The sequence below is a fragment of the Pseudomonas sp. genome, assembly GCF_049590575.1.
Classification (GTDB): Bacteria; Pseudomonadota; Gammaproteobacteria; order Pseudomonadales; family Pseudomonadaceae; genus Aquipseudomonas.
Genome location: NZ_JBAWDE010000020.1, coordinates 54,970 through 71,405, shown reverse-complemented (window position 1 = coordinate 71,405; position 16,436 = coordinate 54,970). Strand labels below are relative to the sequence as shown.

Sequence of the window (16,436 nt, the reverse complement as noted above, 5' to 3'; positions counted from 1 at the left end):
TGGTTGCGCAGGGCCAGGCCGGTCCACTTCAACACCACCTGGGCCAGCTGCCGTTCGCTGATGGGTTTGGTCAGGTAGTCGTCCATGCCGCTTTGCAGCAAGGCGCGTTTTTCATTGGCCATGGCGTGAGCGGTGAGGGCGACCACCGGTAACGGCGTGCCCTGGCGCTCGCTTTCCCACTGGCGGATCGCCTCGGTGCTCTGGCGACCGTCCATGCCGGGCATTTGCACGTCCATCAGGACCAGGTCGAAGGTGTCCTGTTTCACTGCATCGACCGCTGCGTAACCGCTTTCCACTGCGCGCACGCGGGCGCCCATGTCTTCGAGCAGGGTTTGCACCAGCAGCAGGTTCGCCGGGTTGTCGTCCACACACAGCACGCGTGGTGCCCGGCTGGACAGCGGCTCGCCCGGTTCACTGCGCGACGGGCGCGGGCTGATCAGGTCGGACAGCGCCCGACGCAGCTTGCGCGTGCAGGCCGGCTTGGCCTGCAACTGGCTGTTAGGGTTGGGCACCGACTGGTTGAACAGCATCTGTTCGGTGGTGGGGCACAGCACCAGCACCTTGCAGCCCAGGTGTTCGAGGTCCCACAGGTGTTGGTTGAGGCGTTCGGGCGGAATGTCATTGGCGGTTACGCCCAGCACGGCCAGGTCGATGGCCAGGTCGGTCTGGTGCGCGCTGGTAATGCCATTGGTCAGGCTTTCCAGGGTATTGAACGGCGTGACTTCCAGGCCGCAGTCTTCCAACTGATGTTGCAGGGCCTGGCGCGCCAATTCGTGGTTTTCCAGCACCGCCACGCGATGGCCGAGCAACGGCGCACAGGGCAGGTCCTCGACGTCATCACGGGTCTTGGGCAGGTTCAGGCTGATCCAGAATTCCGAGCCTTCGCCCGGCGTGCTGTCGACGCCGATTTCACCGCCCATCTGTTCGATCAGACGTTTGGAGATCACCAGGCCCAGCCCTGTGCCGCCCGGTTGGCGCGACAGCGAATTGTCGGCCTGGCTGAATGCCTGGAACAGTGCGCGCACGTCCTGGCTGGACAGGCCGATGCCGGTGTCCTGCACGCTGATGCGCAACTGCACGCTGTCTTCTTGCTCTTCCTCGATCATCGCCCGGGCCACGATGGTGCCTTCGCGGGTGAACTTGATCGCGTTGCTGATCAGGTTGGTCAGGATCTGTTTCAGGCGCAGCGGGTCCCCTACCAGCGCCAGCGGCGTGTCGCGGTACACCAGGCTCACCAGTTCCAGCTGCTTGGCATGGGCGGCGGGGGCGAGGATGGTCAGGGTGTCCTGCAGCAGGTCGCGCAGGTTGAAGGGGATGCTGTCAAGGACCAGCTTGCCGGCTTCGATCTTCGAGAAATCCAGAATCTCGTTGATGATGCCCAGCAGGTTGTCGGCAGATTTTTCGATGGTCCCCAGGTAGTCCAGCTGGCGTGGGGTCAATTCGCTTTTTTGCAGCAGGTGGGTGAAACCAAGGATGCCGTTGAGCGGCGTGCGGATTTCATGGCTCATGTTGGCCAGGAACTCCGACTTGATGCGGCTGGCCTCCAGGGCCTCCTTGCGTGCCAGGTCCAGCTCGATGTTCTGGATCTCGATGGTTTCCAGGTTCTGGCGCACGTCTTCGGTGGCCTGCTCGATGCTGTGTTGCAGTTCTTCCTGGGCATTTTGCAGGGTTTCGGCCATGCGGTTGATGCCCGAGGCCAGTTGGTCCAGCTCCTGGCTACCCAGGGCGGGCAGGCGGGTTTCCAGGTTGCCGTCCTTGAGCTGGGCCACCGCCTGCTTGATCTGGCCGATCGGCGAATTGATCGTGCGGCTGATGCGCAGGGCGAGGGCGGCGGTGATGATCAGGCCAATCGCAATCAGCAAAAGGCTGGCAAACAGGCTGCGGTAGCCGCGCAGCAACATGCCGTTGTGCGACAGCTCCACTTCGACCCAGCCCAGCAGGCGGTCGGCTTCATCGGGGATCAGGTCGCCGGCCAGGTTGCGATGGCGGCCAAACACCGGCAGCAGGTAGCGCGTGGCATCACTGCCGGTGCGCTGCAGCAAGTGGGAGCTGTTGCCGATCGGCGGCAGGTTGAGCATGGTCGGGCCGGCATGCGCCAGGGGCGTGCGGTCCGGGCTGAGGAACGACACGGCGCGTACGTCCTGTTGCTCCAAAGATTGCGTGGCGATGCGCTCCAGCAGCTCGGTATTGCGCGCGCTCAGCGCAGGCGCCACCAACGGTGCCAGCTGCTCGGAGATCATTTCGCCGCGTTGCAGCAACTGCGTCTGCAGCTCCGACAGCTGCATCCAGGTGAAGTAGCCGCCCAACAACGTCGCCATCAGGCTGGTCGGTAATAAGCTCAGCAACAGTACGCGGCCTTTTATCCCCATTCTTGTAAGCACGCCACTCTCCTGCTACCACACTGTTATCGATAATCGGCGCAGGCATCCGGCCCAAACCGCCTGCGCAGTGTAGCCATTTGCGCGGCCTGGAATCTCGCAAATTAATGACATGTGGCAATCTTCAGTCGATTTTGGCGTCGGGTGGCGATTGCCTGGGGCGGGGTAATCTTGAATAATCAGTCATTGAGAATCACTTGCAGACGCTAATGAATCCCGCAGCAATCAGCCCACCCAGTATCCTGACCATCGAAGATGACCCCGTGCTGGGCGCCTATGTCCACGAGCACCTGGGGCGTTGCGGCTTCCAGGTGACCTGGTGCCAGAACGGCCAGCAAGGTTTGCAGATGGCACGCGAGCAGGCGTTTGACGTGGTGCTGATGGATATCCTGTTGCCGGGGTTGGATGGCTTGTCGATTCTTACCCACTTGCGCCGCAGCCATTCGATCCCGGTGATCCTGATGTCGGCCCTGGGCGCCGAGGCCGATCGCGTCAGTGGCTTTCGCCTGGGCGCCGATGACTACCTGCCCAAGCCGTTCAGCATGATCGAGCTGCGGGTGCGCATAGAAGCCATCCTGCGCCGCGTGGCCCTGGATCGGCGGCCATTGCCGAGCCTGGCGCCGGTGCGCGAGGACGCCCGCACCCTGCGTTTCGACGATGAACTGTGCGACGTCTTCCATCACGACCACTGGGCCGGCCTGACCCGCAGCGAATACCGCCTGCTGGAAACCCTGCACCGCAACAGCGAAGAAGTCCTCAGCAAGGCGTTCCTTTACCAGCACGTGCTGCAACGTGGTTACGCCCCGCACGACCGCAGCCTCGACATGCATATCAGCCAGATCCGCCGCAAGCTCAAGGCCATCGGCTACAGCGAGCGCGAAGTGCGCACCGTGTGGGGCAAGGGGTATGTGCTGAGCGGTCACGATGACGGCCTTTAAGCAGTTGCCGGGCAAGCATTCCTTATTCTGGAAACTCGCGTGTCTGTTGATAGCCTTCTGCTTGCTGATGATCTGGCTCAGTTGGTCGTGGGGCCGCTACATGGAAGAGCAGAACGCTTACCTGGCCGAGGAGTCCCGCGAGGTGCTCAAGGGCTACGCGGCGGGCGCCGAGCTGGCCTGGACCACCCAGAGGCGTGCCGGCGTGGACGCCTGGTTGCAAGTGATGGCCAAGCGCGAGTCCACCTGGATCGGCGTGATCGGTAGCGACCTGCAATCACTCAGCAGTACGCCGCTGACCGTCCAGGAAAGCCAGCGCCTGACCTTCCTGCGTGGCCTAGACTGGCCGGTGAGCCGGCATGTGAAAGGCTTGCCGTGGATGAAAATTCCGTTTCCCGTGGACCCCAACGCCGGTTCGTTGGTGATCGAGCTGCCGCAGCGTTTTATGCCGGGGCGTTATCAGTTGCTGTGGCGGGTAGTCACCAATGGCGTGATCCCCGGCCTGTTCACCCTGTTGCTGTGCATTGGCCTGTACCGGTTGCTGATCGTGCCGCTGAATCAACTGCGCGGGCAGGCCAATGCCTGGCGTGCCGACCAGCTGAATACACGGTTGTCCCACGCTGCCACCAGCCGCCAGGACGAGTTGGGCGAACTGGGGCGCGCGTTCGATCATATGTCCGAGCGTTTGCAGGGCACGGTGGTATTGCAGCAGCAATTGCTGCGCGACATGTCCCATGAACTGCGCACGCCGTTGAGCCGTTTGCGGGTGGCCTGCGACAGTGAGCAGGACCTGGCGCAACTGCGTGATCGGCTCGGGCGCGAGATCGACGCCATGCAGCGCCTGGTGGAAGACAGCCTGCAACTGGCCTGGCTGGACACCGAGCGTGCGCCGCTGCCCCAGGAAGACATCCAGCTTCAAGCCCTGTGGGACATGCTGCGGGAAAACGCGTGTTTTGAAAGCGATTGGCCTGCGTCGCGCCTGCCGTGCCTGTTGGGCGCCGATTGTTGGGTGCGCGGCAACCTGAACACCCTGGCCCAGGCCCTGGAAAACATTCTGCGCAATGCGATTCGGCATTCTCCTGCAGAGGGCATTGTGCGCCTGGACGGTCGGCGCGATGGCGAGTATTGGCACCTGTGGCTGGAGGATCAGGGCGAGGGCATTGCCGAGCAGGATCTGGAGCGGATCTTCGCGCCCTTTACCCGCCTGGACGGATCACGGCCTGGGGATGGCGGCTTCGGCCTGGGCTTGAGTATTGCGCGCAACGCGGTGCAGCGCCAGCAAGGCAGCTTGTGGGCGGAAAACACGGGTGTGGGCCTGCGCGTACATTTGCGTTTGCGGGCTTGCTGACCTTCAACGGCGGCGCTGTTTGCGCTTCTTCCATTGGTGCGCAACCCACCAGCGCCAATAGAGCATGGTCAGGCAATAAGCCAGCACGCCCAATACCAGCCCCAATACCACCGAACCCAGCAGGAACGGCTGCCACAGGGTACTCAACTGACCGCTGATCCACTCCCAGGTCAAATCATCGGGCAAGCTGCGGGCTGGCACATTCATCAGCCAGGCGCCCGTCATGTAAGTGCAGACAAATACCACCGGCATGGTGATCGGGTTGGTCAGCCACACCAGGCTGACGGCGATGGGCATATTGCCGCGCACGGTAATCGCCAGCACGGCTGCCAATAACATCTGCAACGGAATAGGGATAAATGCCGCGAACAAACCCACCGCCATGGCCCGCGCCACCGAGTGTCGGTTCAGGTGCCAGAGGTTGGGGTCATGCAGCAACGTGCCGAGAAACTGTAATGACTTGTGTTCCCTGATACTCGTGGGATCGGGCATGTACCGTTTGAATAGGCGCCGGGGCATAAGGGGTCCAGGTCAGTTCGAGGGACAAGTATGCCCGCATTCTATAAACAGAAAATTCAGACTTTGTGACAAAACATCATAGGCCGTGCTGGGCATCCGGCTAAGACTGAGTGGATCATCGGAAAGGAATGGTTCATGAAGACAGGGATGTTCGCGCTCGGAGTTGGCTTGCTGTCACTGCGATTTCTCCCTGCATTACCCTCGGGTGGGTGGTTGCTGGCAATGCTGGTCATGGCCTTGATGCTGTTGCCTTTTCGCACCTATCCGCTGGCGTTTTTCCTGCTGGGGCTGGGCTGGGCGTGCATCAGCGCACAGTCGGCGCTGGATGATCGCCTGACGCCAGCGCTGGAGGGCCAGACACGCTGGGTGGAGGGGTGGGTAACCGGGCTGCCGCAACGCACCGGCGAAGGGATCCGTTTTGAGTTGACCGACAGCCGGTCACGCACGGCCCGGCTGCCCAAGCGTATTCGCGTGTCGTGGCGGGGAGGTCCAGAGGTTCGCAGCGGCGAGCGCTGGCGATTGGCAATCACGCTCAAGCGGCCGACTGGGCTGTTGAATTTTCATGGGTTTGACCAGGAGGCCTGGCTGTTGGCCCGGCGAATCGGCGCCACGGGGTCGGTCAAGGATGGTCAGCGCCTGGCCCCGGCGCGCGATGCCTGGCGTGACAGTGTCCGCCAACGCCTGCTGGCGGTGGATGGCCAAGGTCGCGAAGCGGGCCTCGCGGCCCTTGTATTGGGCGATGGTTCGGGGTTGGCCGCTGAGGATTGGCAGGTCTTACAAGACACCGGCACCGTTCACCTGCTGGTGATTTCCGGCCAGCACATCGGCTTGCTGGCGGGGCTGATTTACGCGCTGGTCGCAGGCCTGGCGCGCTTTGGTTGTTGGCCGTGCACCTGGCCATGGTTGCCATGGGCGTGCGCCCTGGCGTTTGTCGCCGCCCTGAGTTACGGCCTGCTGGCGGGGTTCGGCGTACCGGTACAGCGCGCCTGTGTGATGGTCGGGCTGGTGTTGTTGTGGCGTTTGCGCTTTCGTCATTTAGGGATTTGGTGGCCGTTGCTGCTGGCGCTGAATGCGGTGCTGATCCTGGAGCCGCTGGCCAGTTTGCAGCCGGGATTCTGGTTGTCCTTTGCCGCCGTGGCGGTGCTGATCCTGGCGTTTGCCGGGCGGTTGGGGCCTTGGAGCGTCTGGCAGGCGTGGACCCGGCCCCAGTGGCTGATCGCCATCGGGCTGTTTCCGATATTGCTCGTGCTGGGGTTGCCGATCAGCCTGAGTGCACCGCTGGCCAATCTGCTTGCAGTGCCCTGGATCAGCCTGGTGGTGTTACCGCTGGCGTTATTGGGCACGGCATCGCTGCCGTTGCCATTTGTGGGTGAGGGGTTGTTGTGGCTGGCGGGTGGCGCGCTGGATGGTCTGTTCACAGGCTTGGCGTGGCTGGCCGCGCAAGCCCCCGCCTGGGTTCCGGCCGAGGTGCCGTTGGGCTATTGGTCGGTGAGCCTGATGGGGGCGGTGCTGCTGTTACTGCCCAACGGCGTGCCGTTGCGCCTGCTGGGCTGGCCGATGCTGTTGCTGGCAGTGTTTCCGCCGCGCACGCTGGTGCCCGACGGGCAAGTGGACGTGGTGCAACTGGATGTCGGCCAGGGGCAAGCGGTGATTCTGCGCACGCGCCATCACACATTGCTCTACGATGCCGGCCCGCGCTCAGGGGCGTTCGACCTGGGCGCGCGGGTGGTGCTGCCGTCGCTGCGAAAGCTCGGGGTTGAAGGCTTGGACATGCTGCTGCTCAGCCACGCCGACGCCGATCATGCGGGCGGCGCGGCGGCGGTGGCCAAGGGGTTGCCGATCAAGCGTGTAGTGGGTGGGGAAACCGCTGGGCTGCCCGTCGTGCTCAACGCGCAAGCCTGCGTCAGCGGTGAGCAGTGGACATGGGACGGCGTGGTGTTCGAACTGTGGCAATGGCCTGGTGCTACTAGCGGTAATCCAACGTCCTGCGTATTGCGCGTGCAGGCCAATGGCGAGCGCCTGCTGCTGACCGGGGATATCGATCACGCAGCCGAACAGGCCTTCCTCGCCTCACCGCTGGCGATGTCGACGCACTGGCTGCAAGCCCCGCACCATGGCAGTCGCAGTTCGTCTTCCCAGCGATTTCTACAGCGCTTGGCCCCCAGGTCGGTGCTGATATCGCGGGGGCGTGGCAATGCGTATGGGCATCCGCATCCGCAAGTGATGGCGCGCTACCAGGCGTTGGGCAGCCAGGTCTACGACAGCGCCGAGCAAGGCGCTGTGCGCCTGCAACTGGGGGCGTTTGCGCCACCGGTTGTTGCGCGCGGTCAACTCAGGTTCTGGCGTGAACGCTTACCCTAGCCCCAGGTATGGCGGGTGAGCCCCGCTGGCGAACCTATATGGTAAAGTGGCGCACTTTTTCGAGGGGACATTCACTGTGTGGGAATTGGTCAAATCCGGCGGCTGGATGATGTTGCCGATCATCATGAGTTCCATCGCCGCACTCGGCATCGTCGCCGAACGCCTGTGGACCCTGCGCGCCAGCCGCGTCACCCCCGAGCACCTGCTGGGGCAGGTCTGGGGCTGGATCAAGAACAAGCAGTTGGACAAGCAAAAGCTCAAGGAACTGCGGGCCAACTCGCCGCTGGGTGAGATCCTCGCCGCGGGCCTGGCCAACTCCAAGCATGGTCGCGAGATCATGAAAGAGTGCATCGAAGAGGCTGCTGCCCGGGTCATCCATGAACTGGAGCGCTATATCAATGCCCTCGGCACCATCGCCGCGATGGCGCCGTTGCTCGGCCTGCTGGGTACGGTGCTGGGCATGATCGATATTTTCAGCTCGTTCATGGGCTCGGGCATGACCACCAACGCCGCGGTGCTGGCCGGTGGTATTTCCAAGGCGCTGATCACCACGGCTGCGGGCCTGATGGTGGGGATTCCCTCGGTGTTCTTCCACCGTTTCCTGCAACGCCGTATCGATGAACTGGTGGTCGGCATGGAACAGGAAGCCATCAAACTGGTGGAAGTGCTGCAGGGCGACCGCGATGTGGACCTGGTCGAGGGCAGAGCGTGAAATTTCGCCGCAAGCAACGGGAAAATGTCGATATCAACCTCGCGTCATTGATCGACGTGGTGTTTATCCTGCTGCTGTTTTTCGTGGTCACCACGACCTTTACCCGGCAAACCGAACTGCGCGTCGACTTGCCGGAAGCCGTCAGCGGTTCGCCGGCCGAAGATCAGGAGGTCAAACAACTGGATATTGCCATCAGCGCCGACGGGGTGTTTTCGGTGAACAACCAGTTGCTCGAGAAAAATGACCTCAATAGCCTGATGGATGCCCTGCAGAAAGAGTCCGGGGGCGACACCACAATGCCGCTGTCCATCAGTGCCGATGGCAAGACCCAGCACCAGGCTGTGATCACCGCGATGGACGCCGCCGGCAAGCTCGGTTTCAGCCATCTACGCATGACCACCGTCGAGGCGGCGAGCCCACCCTGATGGCCATGTCCGATCGTTTGCTCAAGGCCTGGTACGAGGGCCATCCGGCACTCGCGCTGCTGCGGCCGTTGGAGTTGTTGTATCGCCGGGTGGTGCTACGCAAACGCGCGCGCTTCCTGGCGGGCGAGGGCGAGATCTATCAATCGCCGGTGCCGGTGGTGGTGGTCGGCAATATCACCGTGGGGGGCACCGGCAAGACGCCGCTGATCCTGTGGTTGATCGAGCACTGCCACCGCAGCGGTGTGCGTGTCGGTGTGGTCAGTCGTGGGTATGGGGCCAAGCCGCCGCAATTGCCATGGCGGGTCGAAGCCAGCCACAGCGCCGAGGTGGCCGGTGATGAGCCGTTATTGATCGTGCAGCGGTGTGGCGTGCCCCTGGTGATCGACCCTGACCGCAGCCGCGCGGTCAAGGCGCTGCTGGCGAGTGAAACCCTGGACCTGATCCTGTCTGACGATGGCCTGCAACATTACCGCCTGGCCCGTGACCTTGAGCTTGTGCTGATTGATGCCGCGCGTGGCTTGGGCAATCGCCGTTGCCTGCCGGCCGGACCATTGCGCGAGCCGGTGGAGCGCCTGCGGAGTGTCGATACGCTGCTCTACAACGGCGCCAAGGCGGATCGCGAGGATGGTTTTGCCTTTCACCTGCAACCCAGCGCGTTGGTCAATCTGCAAACCGGCGAGCGTCAGCCAGTCGATTATTTCCCGGCCGGCCAGCAGGTGCATGCGGTCGCCGGTATCGGCAACCCGCAGCGTTTCTTCAATACCCTTGAAACGCTACACTGGCAGCCAATACCCCATGCTTTTGCCGACCACGCGCCCTACAGCGCCGAGGTCTTGAATTTTACGCCGTCATTGCCGCTGGTCATGACCGAGAAGGACGCGGTGAAGTGCCGCGCCTTTGCCCGGCCCGACTGGTGGTACCTTGCAGTGGATGCCGTGCCGTCGCCAGCGTTCGTCGCCTGGTTCGACACGCAGCTGATGCGCCTGCTGCCGGCCCGCTTATTGCCTTAAACGCTGCTATCCAGGAAACATTCATGGACACCAAATTGCTCGACATCCTTGCTTGCCCGATCTGCAAAGGCCCGCTCAAGCTCAGCGCCGACAAAACCGAGCTGATCAGCAAAGGCGCCGGCCTGGCGTACCCGATCCGCGATGGCATCCCGGTGATGCTTGAAAGCGAAGCCCGTACCCTGACCACCGATGAGCGCCTGGATAAATGACCACAGCCTTTACCGTTGTCATTCCCTCGCGCTACGCCTCGACCCGCCTGCCGGGCAAACCGCTGCAGCTGATCGGCAGCAAGCCGATGATTCAGTTGGTGTGGGAACAGGCCTGCAAGAGCAGCGCCGAACGCGTGGTGGTGGCCACTGATGACCCGCGCATCATCGAAGCCTGCAAGGGCTTTGGTGCCGAAGCGGTGCTCACGCGCGAAGACCACAACTCCGGCACCGACCGCCTGGCCGAAGTGGCCACGCAACTGGGCCTGGCGCCAGACGCCATTGTGGTCAACGTGCAAGGTGACGAGCCATTGATCCCGCCGAGTGTGATCGACCAGGTCGCCGCCAACCTGGCAGCTCATGGCGAAGCACGCATGGCAACCCTGGCCGAGCCGATCGAAGACATCGAGACCCTGTTCAACCCGAACGTGGTCAAGGTGGTCAGCGACATTAATGGCCTGGCGCTGACATTTAGCCGCTCGACCTTGCCATGGGCACGGGATGCCTTCGCCAAACGTCCTGATGTATTGCCGGAAGGCGTGCCGTACCGCCGTCATATTGGTATCTACGCCTACCGCGCCGGGTTCCTGCACGACTTCGTCAGTTGGGGCCCGTGCTGGCTGGAAAACACCGAATCCCTGGAACAGCTGCGTGCCCTGTGGCATGGCGTGCGTATCCACGTCGACGATGCGCTGGAAGCACCGCCGGCTGGCGTCGACACCCAGGAAGACCTTGAGCGCGTCCGTCGCCTGCTGGGGGCTTGATGGAGGTTCTGTTTGTCTGCCTGGGCAATATCTGCCGTTCGCCCACCGCTGAAGGTGTGCTGCGTCATAAGTTGCGCGAAGCGGGGCTGGCGGGGCAGGTAGACGTGGCGTCTGCCGGCACCGGGGACTGGCATGTCGGCAATCCGCCGGACCAGCGCAGCCAGCGTGCGGCATTGGTTCGCGGCTACGACCTGTCGGCGCAGCGTGCCCAGCAGGTCAGCCGCGCCGACTTTGCGCGTTACGACCTGATCCTGGCCATGGACCACAGCAACCTGCGCAACCTCAAGGCGATGCAGCCGGGGCAGGGCAAGGCCGAGCTGGACCTGTTCCTGCGCCGCTTTGAAGCTGAAGTGGACGAAGTGCCTGACCCTTACTACGAAGGCGAACTAGGCTTCGAGCGGGTCCTGGACCTGATCGAGCAAGCTTGTGATTTATTGGTGATCGAATTGAAGGGGCGGTTATGACCTTGCAGGTGCTTGCGCAGGTCTCGCTCAAGCCTTTCAACAGCTTTGGCATTGATGTGCGAGCCCAGCTGTTCGCCGAAGCCCACAACGATGACGACGTGCGTGAGGCCCTGGCTTACGCAGCCGCCCATGGCTTGCCGCTGCTGGTGATCGGTGGTGGCAGCAATCTGTTGCTGACCCAGGATATCCCGGCGCTGGTCTTGCGCATGGCCACCCAGGGTATCCGCGTATTGAGCGATGACGGCGTGCAGGTGGTGGTCGAAGCCGAGGCCGGCGAAGCCTGGCACCCGTTCGTGCTGTGGACCCTGGCGCAGGGCTTCTGCGGCCTGGAAAACCTCAGCCTGATCCCCGGCACAGTCGGTGCCGCGCCGATGCAGAACATTGGCGCCTACGGCGTAGAAATCAAAGACGTATTCGCCGGGCTGACCGCGTTGGATCGCCACACCGGCGAATTGCGCGACTTCAGCCTGGAGGCGTGCAACTTCGCCTACCGTGACAGCCTGTTCAAGCACGAAACCGGCCGTTGGCTGATCCTGCGCGTGCGTTTTGCCCTGAGCCGCACCCGCCACCTCAAACTCGACTACGGCCCGGTGCAGCAGCGCCTGGCGGGGCAGGGCATCACCGAGGCGACACCGAGTGATGTGAGCCGGGCGATCTGCAGCATTCGCCGCGAAAAACTGCCGGACCCGGCAGAGCTTGGCAATGCCGGCAGCTTCTTCAAGAACCCGCTGGTGTCCCAGGCGTTGGCCGCAGAGTTGCAGAGCCTGTACCCGGACCTGGTGGCCTACCCTCAGGCCGACGGGCAGATGAAACTCGCCGCCGGCTGGCTGATCGACAAGGCTGGCTGGAAGGGCTTTCGTGAAGGCGATGCAGGCGTACACGCGCTACAGGCGCTGGTGCTGGTCAACTATGGCACTGCCTCGGGGCATGACATTGCGAACCTGGCTCGTCGTATCCAGCAAGATATCGCCGAGCGCTTCAAGGTCGACCTGGAAATGGAACCTAATCAGTACTGAATCCAGACCTTGATAGCGTGAAAACAAAAATGCCCCGTATCTTTCGATACGGGGCATTTTTATTGCGGCAGGTGATCAGTCATCGCGGCTCATGATGCCGAAGATCTGCAACAGGCTGATAAACAGGTTGTAGATCGATACATACAGGCTGATGGTCGCCATGATGTAGTTGCGCTCACCACCGTGGATGATCGCGCTGGTCTGGAACAGGATGCACACCGAGGAGAACAGCACGAAACCTGCGCTGATCGCCAGTTGCAGGCCGCTGATCTGGAAGAACATGCTGGCGACCACTGCACCCAGCAGCACGAAGAAACCTGCGGTGATGAAGCCGCCCAGGAAGCTCATGTCCTTGCGGGTGATCAGCACGTAGGCCGACAGGCCGCCAAACACCAGGGCCGTCATGGCAAATGCCGAGCTGACCACTTCCGCGCCGCCGGCCATGCCGAGGTAACGGTTGAGGATCGGGCCGAGGATGAAGCCCATGAAACCGGTCAGTGCAAACGCCGACACCAGGCCCCAGGCCGAGTCACGCAGCTTGTTGGTCAGGAAGAACAGGCCATAGAAACCGATCAGCACGACGAAGATATTCGGGTAACCGACGCGCATCTGTTGAGCCACGAACGCCATTACGCCGCTGAATGCGAGGGTAAGGGCGAGCAAGCCATAGGTGTTGCGCAACACGCGGCTGACTTCAAGCTGCTCAGCCTGCGCGTTGCCATTCACTGCGTAATTCTGTTCGCGCATGGCGACACTCCTTCGGTTTTGAAACATTCAGTCGCAAGGATCATAACAGACGCTCTGTAACAAGCGATGGCGAGAGTTTGACAGTGTGTTTCATTCGGGTATTATGGCGCCCGCTGAGACGGGATAGGCTACTATAATCCTGTGATGCACAAGGGAAATTGGCAGAGTGGTTGAATGCACCGGTCTTGAAAACCGGCGGACGTTAATAGCGTCTCCAGGGTTCGAATCCCTGGTTTCCCGCCAAGATTCAAACAAAAGCCCCGCACTAGCGGGGCTTTTGCGTTTCTGTGGTGCGAGAGATCAAGCCGCTCATTTACTTATAGTTTCCGCATCATTTCAGGCGGTTTCCGCAACTCGATGTCAGCGGGTTGGTTTTACTATCTCCCCGACACGCCTGTAAACAGTCTCAGTGATGCGCTTGTCCGTATGCCCCAGCAGGCGGCTGGCATCCCCTAGGTCGAGGATCTCGCTGGCCGCTTTCGGGCGGATGTCACGGAACTGGAACTGACGAATGCTTGCTGCCAGAACCCCGTCACCCGCCTCTCTGGCGATAACAATTGCCTTATCCCGCGCATCGTCAAAGCGTAGCCTTAGCATGTGCTTGGTCACTTGCCTCCCATCCTCAGTGACGATCAGATAAGGGTTTCGAACTCCACGGGTGCGTCTCTGTGCGATCAAGCGCTCAACCAGTGCGCCTAAATCATTCATCGCGCCGGCGGCCGTCAGGCGGATTCGCAGCTTCTTGGACGTCTTGCCCTGAGACACCTGCAGAAATTCATTAACCGCGTCGGCCTCCCGCATTGAGAGCGTGTCAGCCGGGCGCTGGGCAGTCAGGTATGCCAGATCCATTGCATCGCGCAGCTCTGAGGCTGCCACCGCGTATACGGCGCTCCAGATTTCCTCGCTGGCGTAGAAGTCGCGCGGCGCCTCTTTGTTCTTGCGAACGCCGGCGGCGGGGTTGGCCTCAGTCAATCCCCACTCGCGTGCGAGGTTGTAGATGTGTGACAGCAAGGAGATCTCCCGGTTGGCTCGAACCTTGGCGGTGCGGCTGTCGCGGTACTGCGCAATAATCTGCGGCGTTACCGCAACGATAGGCGCGTCACTGAACACATTACGCAGCTGTTTCAGGCTCAGCCGGTTATCGCTTTGCGTTTTGGGCGCCTTGCCCGGGATGATCTCCCGTTCGTACCGGTCAAACACCTGGCCCAGCAGAGCGTTCTTCGTAGGCACCGGCTTGCAATCAAGCTTTGCCCATTCAGCCTTGGCGATATCCAAGTCACCCCCGAGCGGGATTTCTACCCGCTTCCCGTCTTCATTCCTCCCGTCGTAATAGTACCCAACCCACTCTTTACCGCCTTTCAGCGTGCGCACACGCCGAATCATTCGCGGCGGCAGGTCCCTGTTTGCCGCCTTTTTCGCTCGCATTTCGTCATCCTACCCGTGACAAGTCCAACGACCAGGCTTCGGCCGCTACGTTTTCTGCTGATGGCTTCACGCCGGCCAGCTTCATTCGGGCGTACACGCGCCCAACCACCGGACGCCGGGCCCGAGTGAGTACATATTTCCAGCCGTTCCGATCCAGCCAAGCGATCTGGCCAGAAGGAATCATGTAGCCGGTAATTGCCGCGATCTCTTCTTCGGCAAGGGTTTCGCTTTGAATTTCCATAGTGGTGTCCTTGCCGCGCTGGGCGGCAGAAGGTGGGTTAGGGTTGCTTCATGAAGGTTATCCAGTGCGTTTTCTCGCGCTTTCCGGACTTGTGGCCAAACAGCGGTAGTTGTTCGGTGAGGGCAAGATCTCGCTGACCCGGATCTGGGTTTCGTTCCACTTGAAGATCAGGAACTGGCCGGGCCGCAGAACACGGAAGCACTCGGCGAAGCCTTGGCGCAGATCGTCGCGCCAGTCGTCGGTGAGGATTCCGTACTTCAATCGCAACCAGCTTTCACGGCCGGCGCGCACCAGGTGCGGCGGATCGAATACCACTATGTTGAAACTGGCGTCAGGGAAGGGCAGATGTCGAAAGTCCATGATCACGTCAGGCTCAACCTTCAGCACCCGGCCATCACACAGCACGTGCTCTTCGTCGCGGATGTCACCAAGCAGGGCTCGCTGGTCGCCTTTGTCGAACCACATCATTCGGCTGGCGCTACAAGGGTCGAGGACTTGCGCATTCATGGCCTTGGCCCCTTGTAGATGAACACGTAGGCGAACCAGAGGGTGGCGATCATGGCGTCACCCTGCGCGCGCACTGAACATAGGGGCCGTCATCCGTATCGAAGATCCCCATCAGGAACCACTCAGGTCCTGGCGATTCGGGATTCCAGGCGGTGCACGCAGCATCCTCTTCAGGTAGCTCCTCGAGCTCGTCGCCCGAGTGCCAGCCTTTCAACTCCAGTCCCTGTTCCTTGACCCATGCAACGTACGGCGCCGGGTCTTCGCCATCGCCAAAGCTGGGAATGTTCGGGTGATACCACCAGCCGTCCGCATCGCGCTTCACTTCGACCGGTCCGAATGGCTTGATGCCGCTGTGCGCCACGCAGGGAGTGATGTAAACCACGTCGGAGTAGTGACCGCCGCCAGAGCTGAATTCCATCTTGCAGCCGCACTTGGCAGGCTCGCTGTTGACGAACGTAATCTTTTCTTCAGGCATGACTTCGTCCTTGCCGCTAAAGCGGCTGACTTTGAAGGGGGAGGGGTTACCACTGGCTTAGTTTCCACGGTACGACATACACTTTGTCTGTATGTCTGCCATCAGAAAGGTATGTATGAGTCCGAAATCGAACGCGCTTTTCCACTTTACGAAAAGCGTCGAAACGCTAAAGCACATTTTGAGGGGGGGCTTTTGGCCTCGTTACTGTCTAGAGGACGTCGGGTGGCTGGGGTATGAGAAATTTACCTACGTTGCTTACCCTATGGTTTGCTTTTGTGATATCCCGCTTTCCCGGATATCAGATCACGTAAATTTTTATGGGGATTTCGGTATAGGCTTGACCCGTCAATGGGCTGAAAGGAATGGCCTCAACCCTGTATTCTACGTTTCCGGCGGGAACAACATTACAAGCGCATTCAGGTCGTTTAACGAGCTAGCATCAATCAAAGATAATGTTGAACTCTCAGATAAGTTAAAAGATGTAATGCGAGAATTCTTGGCTTTTACTAAACCTACTACAGGAAAAATGATTGTAGAGGATGCACCTGTCGAAAAGCTTTTTTATCAAGAATCGGAATGGAGGTATGTAGCAAAGGGGCCGCAGATCCGCTCGCATACCTTGCGTGAAAATTTTGACATACTGGAAAAACGAGACGAACTGAATAACGTAACGCGGGAGCATTGCATGATAAAGGTAGCGCCCGCAGACATACGCTATATATTTGTTCGGCAAGATGCTGACATTCCAGACATTATAAACTTTATTCAAACTGATCTGGATCACTATCCGAGTGCCGACTTAAAGCTGCTTATGAGTCGGGTAGTGTCACTTGAAAGTATTAAGCTTGATATGTGATTAAGCATGTTCCTTGAGTGCCAGATCATGTGCATTCACAACCGTCA

At 60.8% G+C, this 16,436-nt stretch carries 17 protein-coding genes, 1 tRNA gene and 1 pseudogene; 12 read left to right on the top strand and 7 right to left on the bottom strand.

The features are described from left to right. Positions 1–2,381: response regulator (locus WBR57_RS01685; RefSeq protein ID WP_424081536.1), on the bottom strand; the 2,381-nt coding region annotated here is incomplete at its 3' end. A gap of 206 nt (positions 2,382–2,587) precedes the next feature. On the opposite strand from WBR57_RS01685, the gene WBR57_RS01680 reads away from it, so the two are divergent. Together WBR57_RS01680 and WBR57_RS01675 are read left to right on the top strand one after the other, a co-directional pair. After that, complete coding sequence (locus WBR57_RS01680; protein WP_424081534.1) at positions 2,588–3,316, top strand: response regulator transcription factor; 729 nt, start codon at positions 2,588–2,590, stop codon at positions 3,314–3,316. Beyond that, positions 3,303–4,661, top strand: a complete 1,359-nt coding sequence (locus WBR57_RS01675; protein WP_424081532.1) for a histidine kinase sensor domain-containing protein — start codon at positions 3,303–3,305, stop codon at positions 4,659–4,661. Before WBR57_RS01680 ends, WBR57_RS01675 begins: the two co-directional genes overlap by 14 nt. A gap of 3 nt (positions 4,662–4,664) precedes the next feature. Here the strand turns inward: WBR57_RS01675 and WBR57_RS01670 are convergent, their stop codons facing one another. After that, a complete protein-coding gene (locus tag WBR57_RS01670) occupies positions 4,665–5,180 on the bottom strand; it encodes a DUF2062 domain-containing protein (protein WP_424081531.1) in 516 nt (171 codons plus the stop codon). Positions 5,181–5,315: 135 nt separating this feature from the next. Between WBR57_RS01670 and WBR57_RS01665 the strand changes: the two genes are divergently transcribed. The 8 genes from WBR57_RS01665 (at position 5,316) to murB (ending at position 12,138) form a co-directional block, all read left to right on the top strand. Beyond that, entirely contained in the window at positions 5,316–7,541 is a 2,226-nt protein-coding gene (locus WBR57_RS01665) for a DNA internalization-related competence protein ComEC/Rec2 (protein WP_424081529.1), read from the top strand. Between the two features lie 76 nt (positions 7,542–7,617). Continuing rightward, positions 7,618–8,253: a MotA/TolQ/ExbB proton channel family protein gene (locus WBR57_RS01660; protein WP_424081526.1), complete on the top strand. Its 636-nt coding sequence runs from the start codon at positions 7,618–7,620 to the stop codon at positions 8,251–8,253. Beyond that, entirely contained in the window at positions 8,250–8,678 is a 429-nt protein-coding gene (locus WBR57_RS01655) for an ExbD/TolR family protein (RefSeq protein ID WP_424081524.1), read from the top strand. Before WBR57_RS01660 ends, WBR57_RS01655 begins: the two co-directional genes overlap by 4 nt. Continuing rightward, positions 8,678–9,688: a tetraacyldisaccharide 4'-kinase gene (gene lpxK, locus WBR57_RS01650; RefSeq protein ID WP_424081522.1), complete on the top strand. Its 1,011-nt coding sequence runs from the start codon at positions 8,678–8,680 to the stop codon at positions 9,686–9,688. The genes WBR57_RS01655 and lpxK overlap by 1 nt, the downstream gene beginning before the upstream one ends. Before the next feature lie 23 nt (positions 9,689–9,711). Next, the gene (locus tag WBR57_RS01645) at positions 9,712–9,897 is read left to right on the top strand and encodes a Trm112 family protein (protein WP_003174668.1); all 186 of its coding nucleotides are present in this window, start codon (positions 9,712–9,714) and stop codon (positions 9,895–9,897) included. After that, on the top strand, positions 9,894–10,658 hold the full coding sequence (kdsB, locus tag WBR57_RS01640; protein WP_424081520.1) for a 3-deoxy-manno-octulosonate cytidylyltransferase: 765 nt from the start codon (positions 9,894–9,896) through the stop codon (positions 10,656–10,658). The genes WBR57_RS01645 and kdsB overlap by 4 nt, the downstream gene beginning before the upstream one ends. Further along, positions 10,658–11,122, top strand: coding sequence for a low molecular weight protein-tyrosine-phosphatase (locus tag WBR57_RS01635; protein ID WP_424081518.1), 465 nt, complete (start codon positions 10,658–10,660; stop codon positions 11,120–11,122). Before kdsB ends, WBR57_RS01635 begins: the two co-directional genes overlap by 1 nt. Continuing rightward, a complete protein-coding gene (murB, locus tag WBR57_RS01630; protein ID WP_424081515.1) occupies positions 11,119–12,138 on the top strand; it encodes a UDP-N-acetylmuramate dehydrogenase in 1,020 nt (339 codons plus the stop codon). The genes WBR57_RS01635 and murB overlap by 4 nt, the downstream gene beginning before the upstream one ends. A gap of 75 nt (positions 12,139–12,213) precedes the next feature. Here murB and WBR57_RS01625 read toward each other — a convergent pair whose 3' ends face one another. Next, the gene (locus tag WBR57_RS01625; RefSeq protein WP_424081513.1) at positions 12,214–12,885 is read right to left on the bottom strand and encodes a Bax inhibitor-1/YccA family protein; all 672 of its coding nucleotides are present in this window, start codon (positions 12,883–12,885) and stop codon (positions 12,214–12,216) included. A 152-nt stretch (positions 12,886–13,037) separates the two neighbouring features. Here WBR57_RS01625 and WBR57_RS01620 point away from each other — a divergent pair. Then, positions 13,038–13,128: transfer RNA gene (locus WBR57_RS01620), tRNA-Ser, on the top strand. A 117-nt stretch (positions 13,129–13,245) separates the two neighbouring features. On the opposite strand, the gene WBR57_RS01615 is transcribed toward WBR57_RS01620, so the two are convergent. From WBR57_RS01615 to WBR57_RS01600, 4 genes and pseudogenes are all read right to left on the bottom strand, one after another. After that, positions 13,246–14,310, bottom strand: a complete 1,065-nt coding sequence (locus WBR57_RS01615) for a tyrosine-type recombinase/integrase (protein ID WP_424081511.1) — start codon at positions 14,308–14,310, stop codon at positions 13,246–13,248. Between the two features lie 4 nt (positions 14,311–14,314). Beyond that, the gene (locus tag WBR57_RS01610) at positions 14,315–14,551 is read right to left on the bottom strand and encodes a DUF4224 domain-containing protein (protein ID WP_424081509.1); all 237 of its coding nucleotides are present in this window, start codon (positions 14,549–14,551) and stop codon (positions 14,315–14,317) included. 37 nt (positions 14,552–14,588) lie between these two features. Further along, positions 14,589–15,058 (bottom strand): annotated as a pseudogene (locus WBR57_RS01605) (class I SAM-dependent methyltransferase). Between the two features lie 49 nt (positions 15,059–15,107). Next, on the bottom strand, positions 15,108–15,533 hold the full coding sequence (locus WBR57_RS01600) for a hypothetical protein (protein ID WP_424081507.1): 426 nt from the start codon (positions 15,531–15,533) through the stop codon (positions 15,108–15,110). 91 nt (positions 15,534–15,624) lie between these two features. On the opposite strand from WBR57_RS01600, the gene WBR57_RS01595 reads away from it, so the two are divergent. Beyond that, positions 15,625–16,389, top strand: a complete 765-nt coding sequence (locus tag WBR57_RS01595; RefSeq protein WP_424081505.1) for an abortive infection system antitoxin AbiGi family protein — start codon at positions 15,625–15,627, stop codon at positions 16,387–16,389. Positions 16,390–16,436: the final 47 nt, after the last annotated feature.

What these genes read in the sequence shown, in the direction of transcription:
- WBR57_RS01680 (WP_424081534.1), top strand. Translation starts at nt 2,588, where the DNA reads ATGAATCCCGCAGCAATCAGCCCACCCAGTATCCTGACCATCGAAGAT.
- WBR57_RS01675 (WP_424081532.1), top strand. Translation starts at nt 3,303, where the DNA reads ATGACGGCCTTTAAGCAGTTGCCGGGCAAGCATTCCTTATTCTGGAAA.
- WBR57_RS01670 (WP_424081531.1), bottom strand. Translation starts at nt 5,180, where the DNA reads ATGCCCCGGCGCCTATTCAAACGGTACATGCCCGATCCCACGAGTATC.
- WBR57_RS01665 (WP_424081529.1), top strand. Translation starts at nt 5,316, where the DNA reads ATGAAGACAGGGATGTTCGCGCTCGGAGTTGGCTTGCTGTCACTGCGA.
- lpxK (WP_424081522.1), top strand. Translation starts at nt 8,678, where the DNA reads ATGGCCATGTCCGATCGTTTGCTCAAGGCCTGGTACGAGGGCCATCCG.
- WBR57_RS01645 (WP_003174668.1), top strand. Translation starts at nt 9,712, where the DNA reads ATGGACACCAAATTGCTCGACATCCTTGCTTGCCCGATCTGCAAAGGC.
- kdsB (WP_424081520.1), top strand. Translation starts at nt 9,894, where the DNA reads ATGACCACAGCCTTTACCGTTGTCATTCCCTCGCGCTACGCCTCGACC.
- WBR57_RS01635 (WP_424081518.1), top strand. Translation starts at nt 10,658, where the DNA reads ATGGAGGTTCTGTTTGTCTGCCTGGGCAATATCTGCCGTTCGCCCACC.
- murB (WP_424081515.1), top strand. Translation starts at nt 11,119, where the DNA reads ATGACCTTGCAGGTGCTTGCGCAGGTCTCGCTCAAGCCTTTCAACAGC.
- WBR57_RS01625 (WP_424081513.1), bottom strand. Translation starts at nt 12,885, where the DNA reads ATGCGCGAACAGAATTACGCAGTGAATGGCAACGCGCAGGCTGAGCAG.
- WBR57_RS01615 (WP_424081511.1), bottom strand. Translation starts at nt 14,310, where the DNA reads ATGCGAGCGAAAAAGGCGGCAAACAGGGACCTGCCGCCGCGAATGATT.
- WBR57_RS01610 (WP_424081509.1), bottom strand. Translation starts at nt 14,551, where the DNA reads ATGGAAATTCAAAGCGAAACCCTTGCCGAAGAAGAGATCGCGGCAATT.
- WBR57_RS01600 (WP_424081507.1), bottom strand. Translation starts at nt 15,533, where the DNA reads ATGCCTGAAGAAAAGATTACGTTCGTCAACAGCGAGCCTGCCAAGTGC.
- WBR57_RS01595 (WP_424081505.1), top strand. Translation starts at nt 15,625, where the DNA reads ATGTCTGCCATCAGAAAGGTATGTATGAGTCCGAAATCGAACGCGCTT.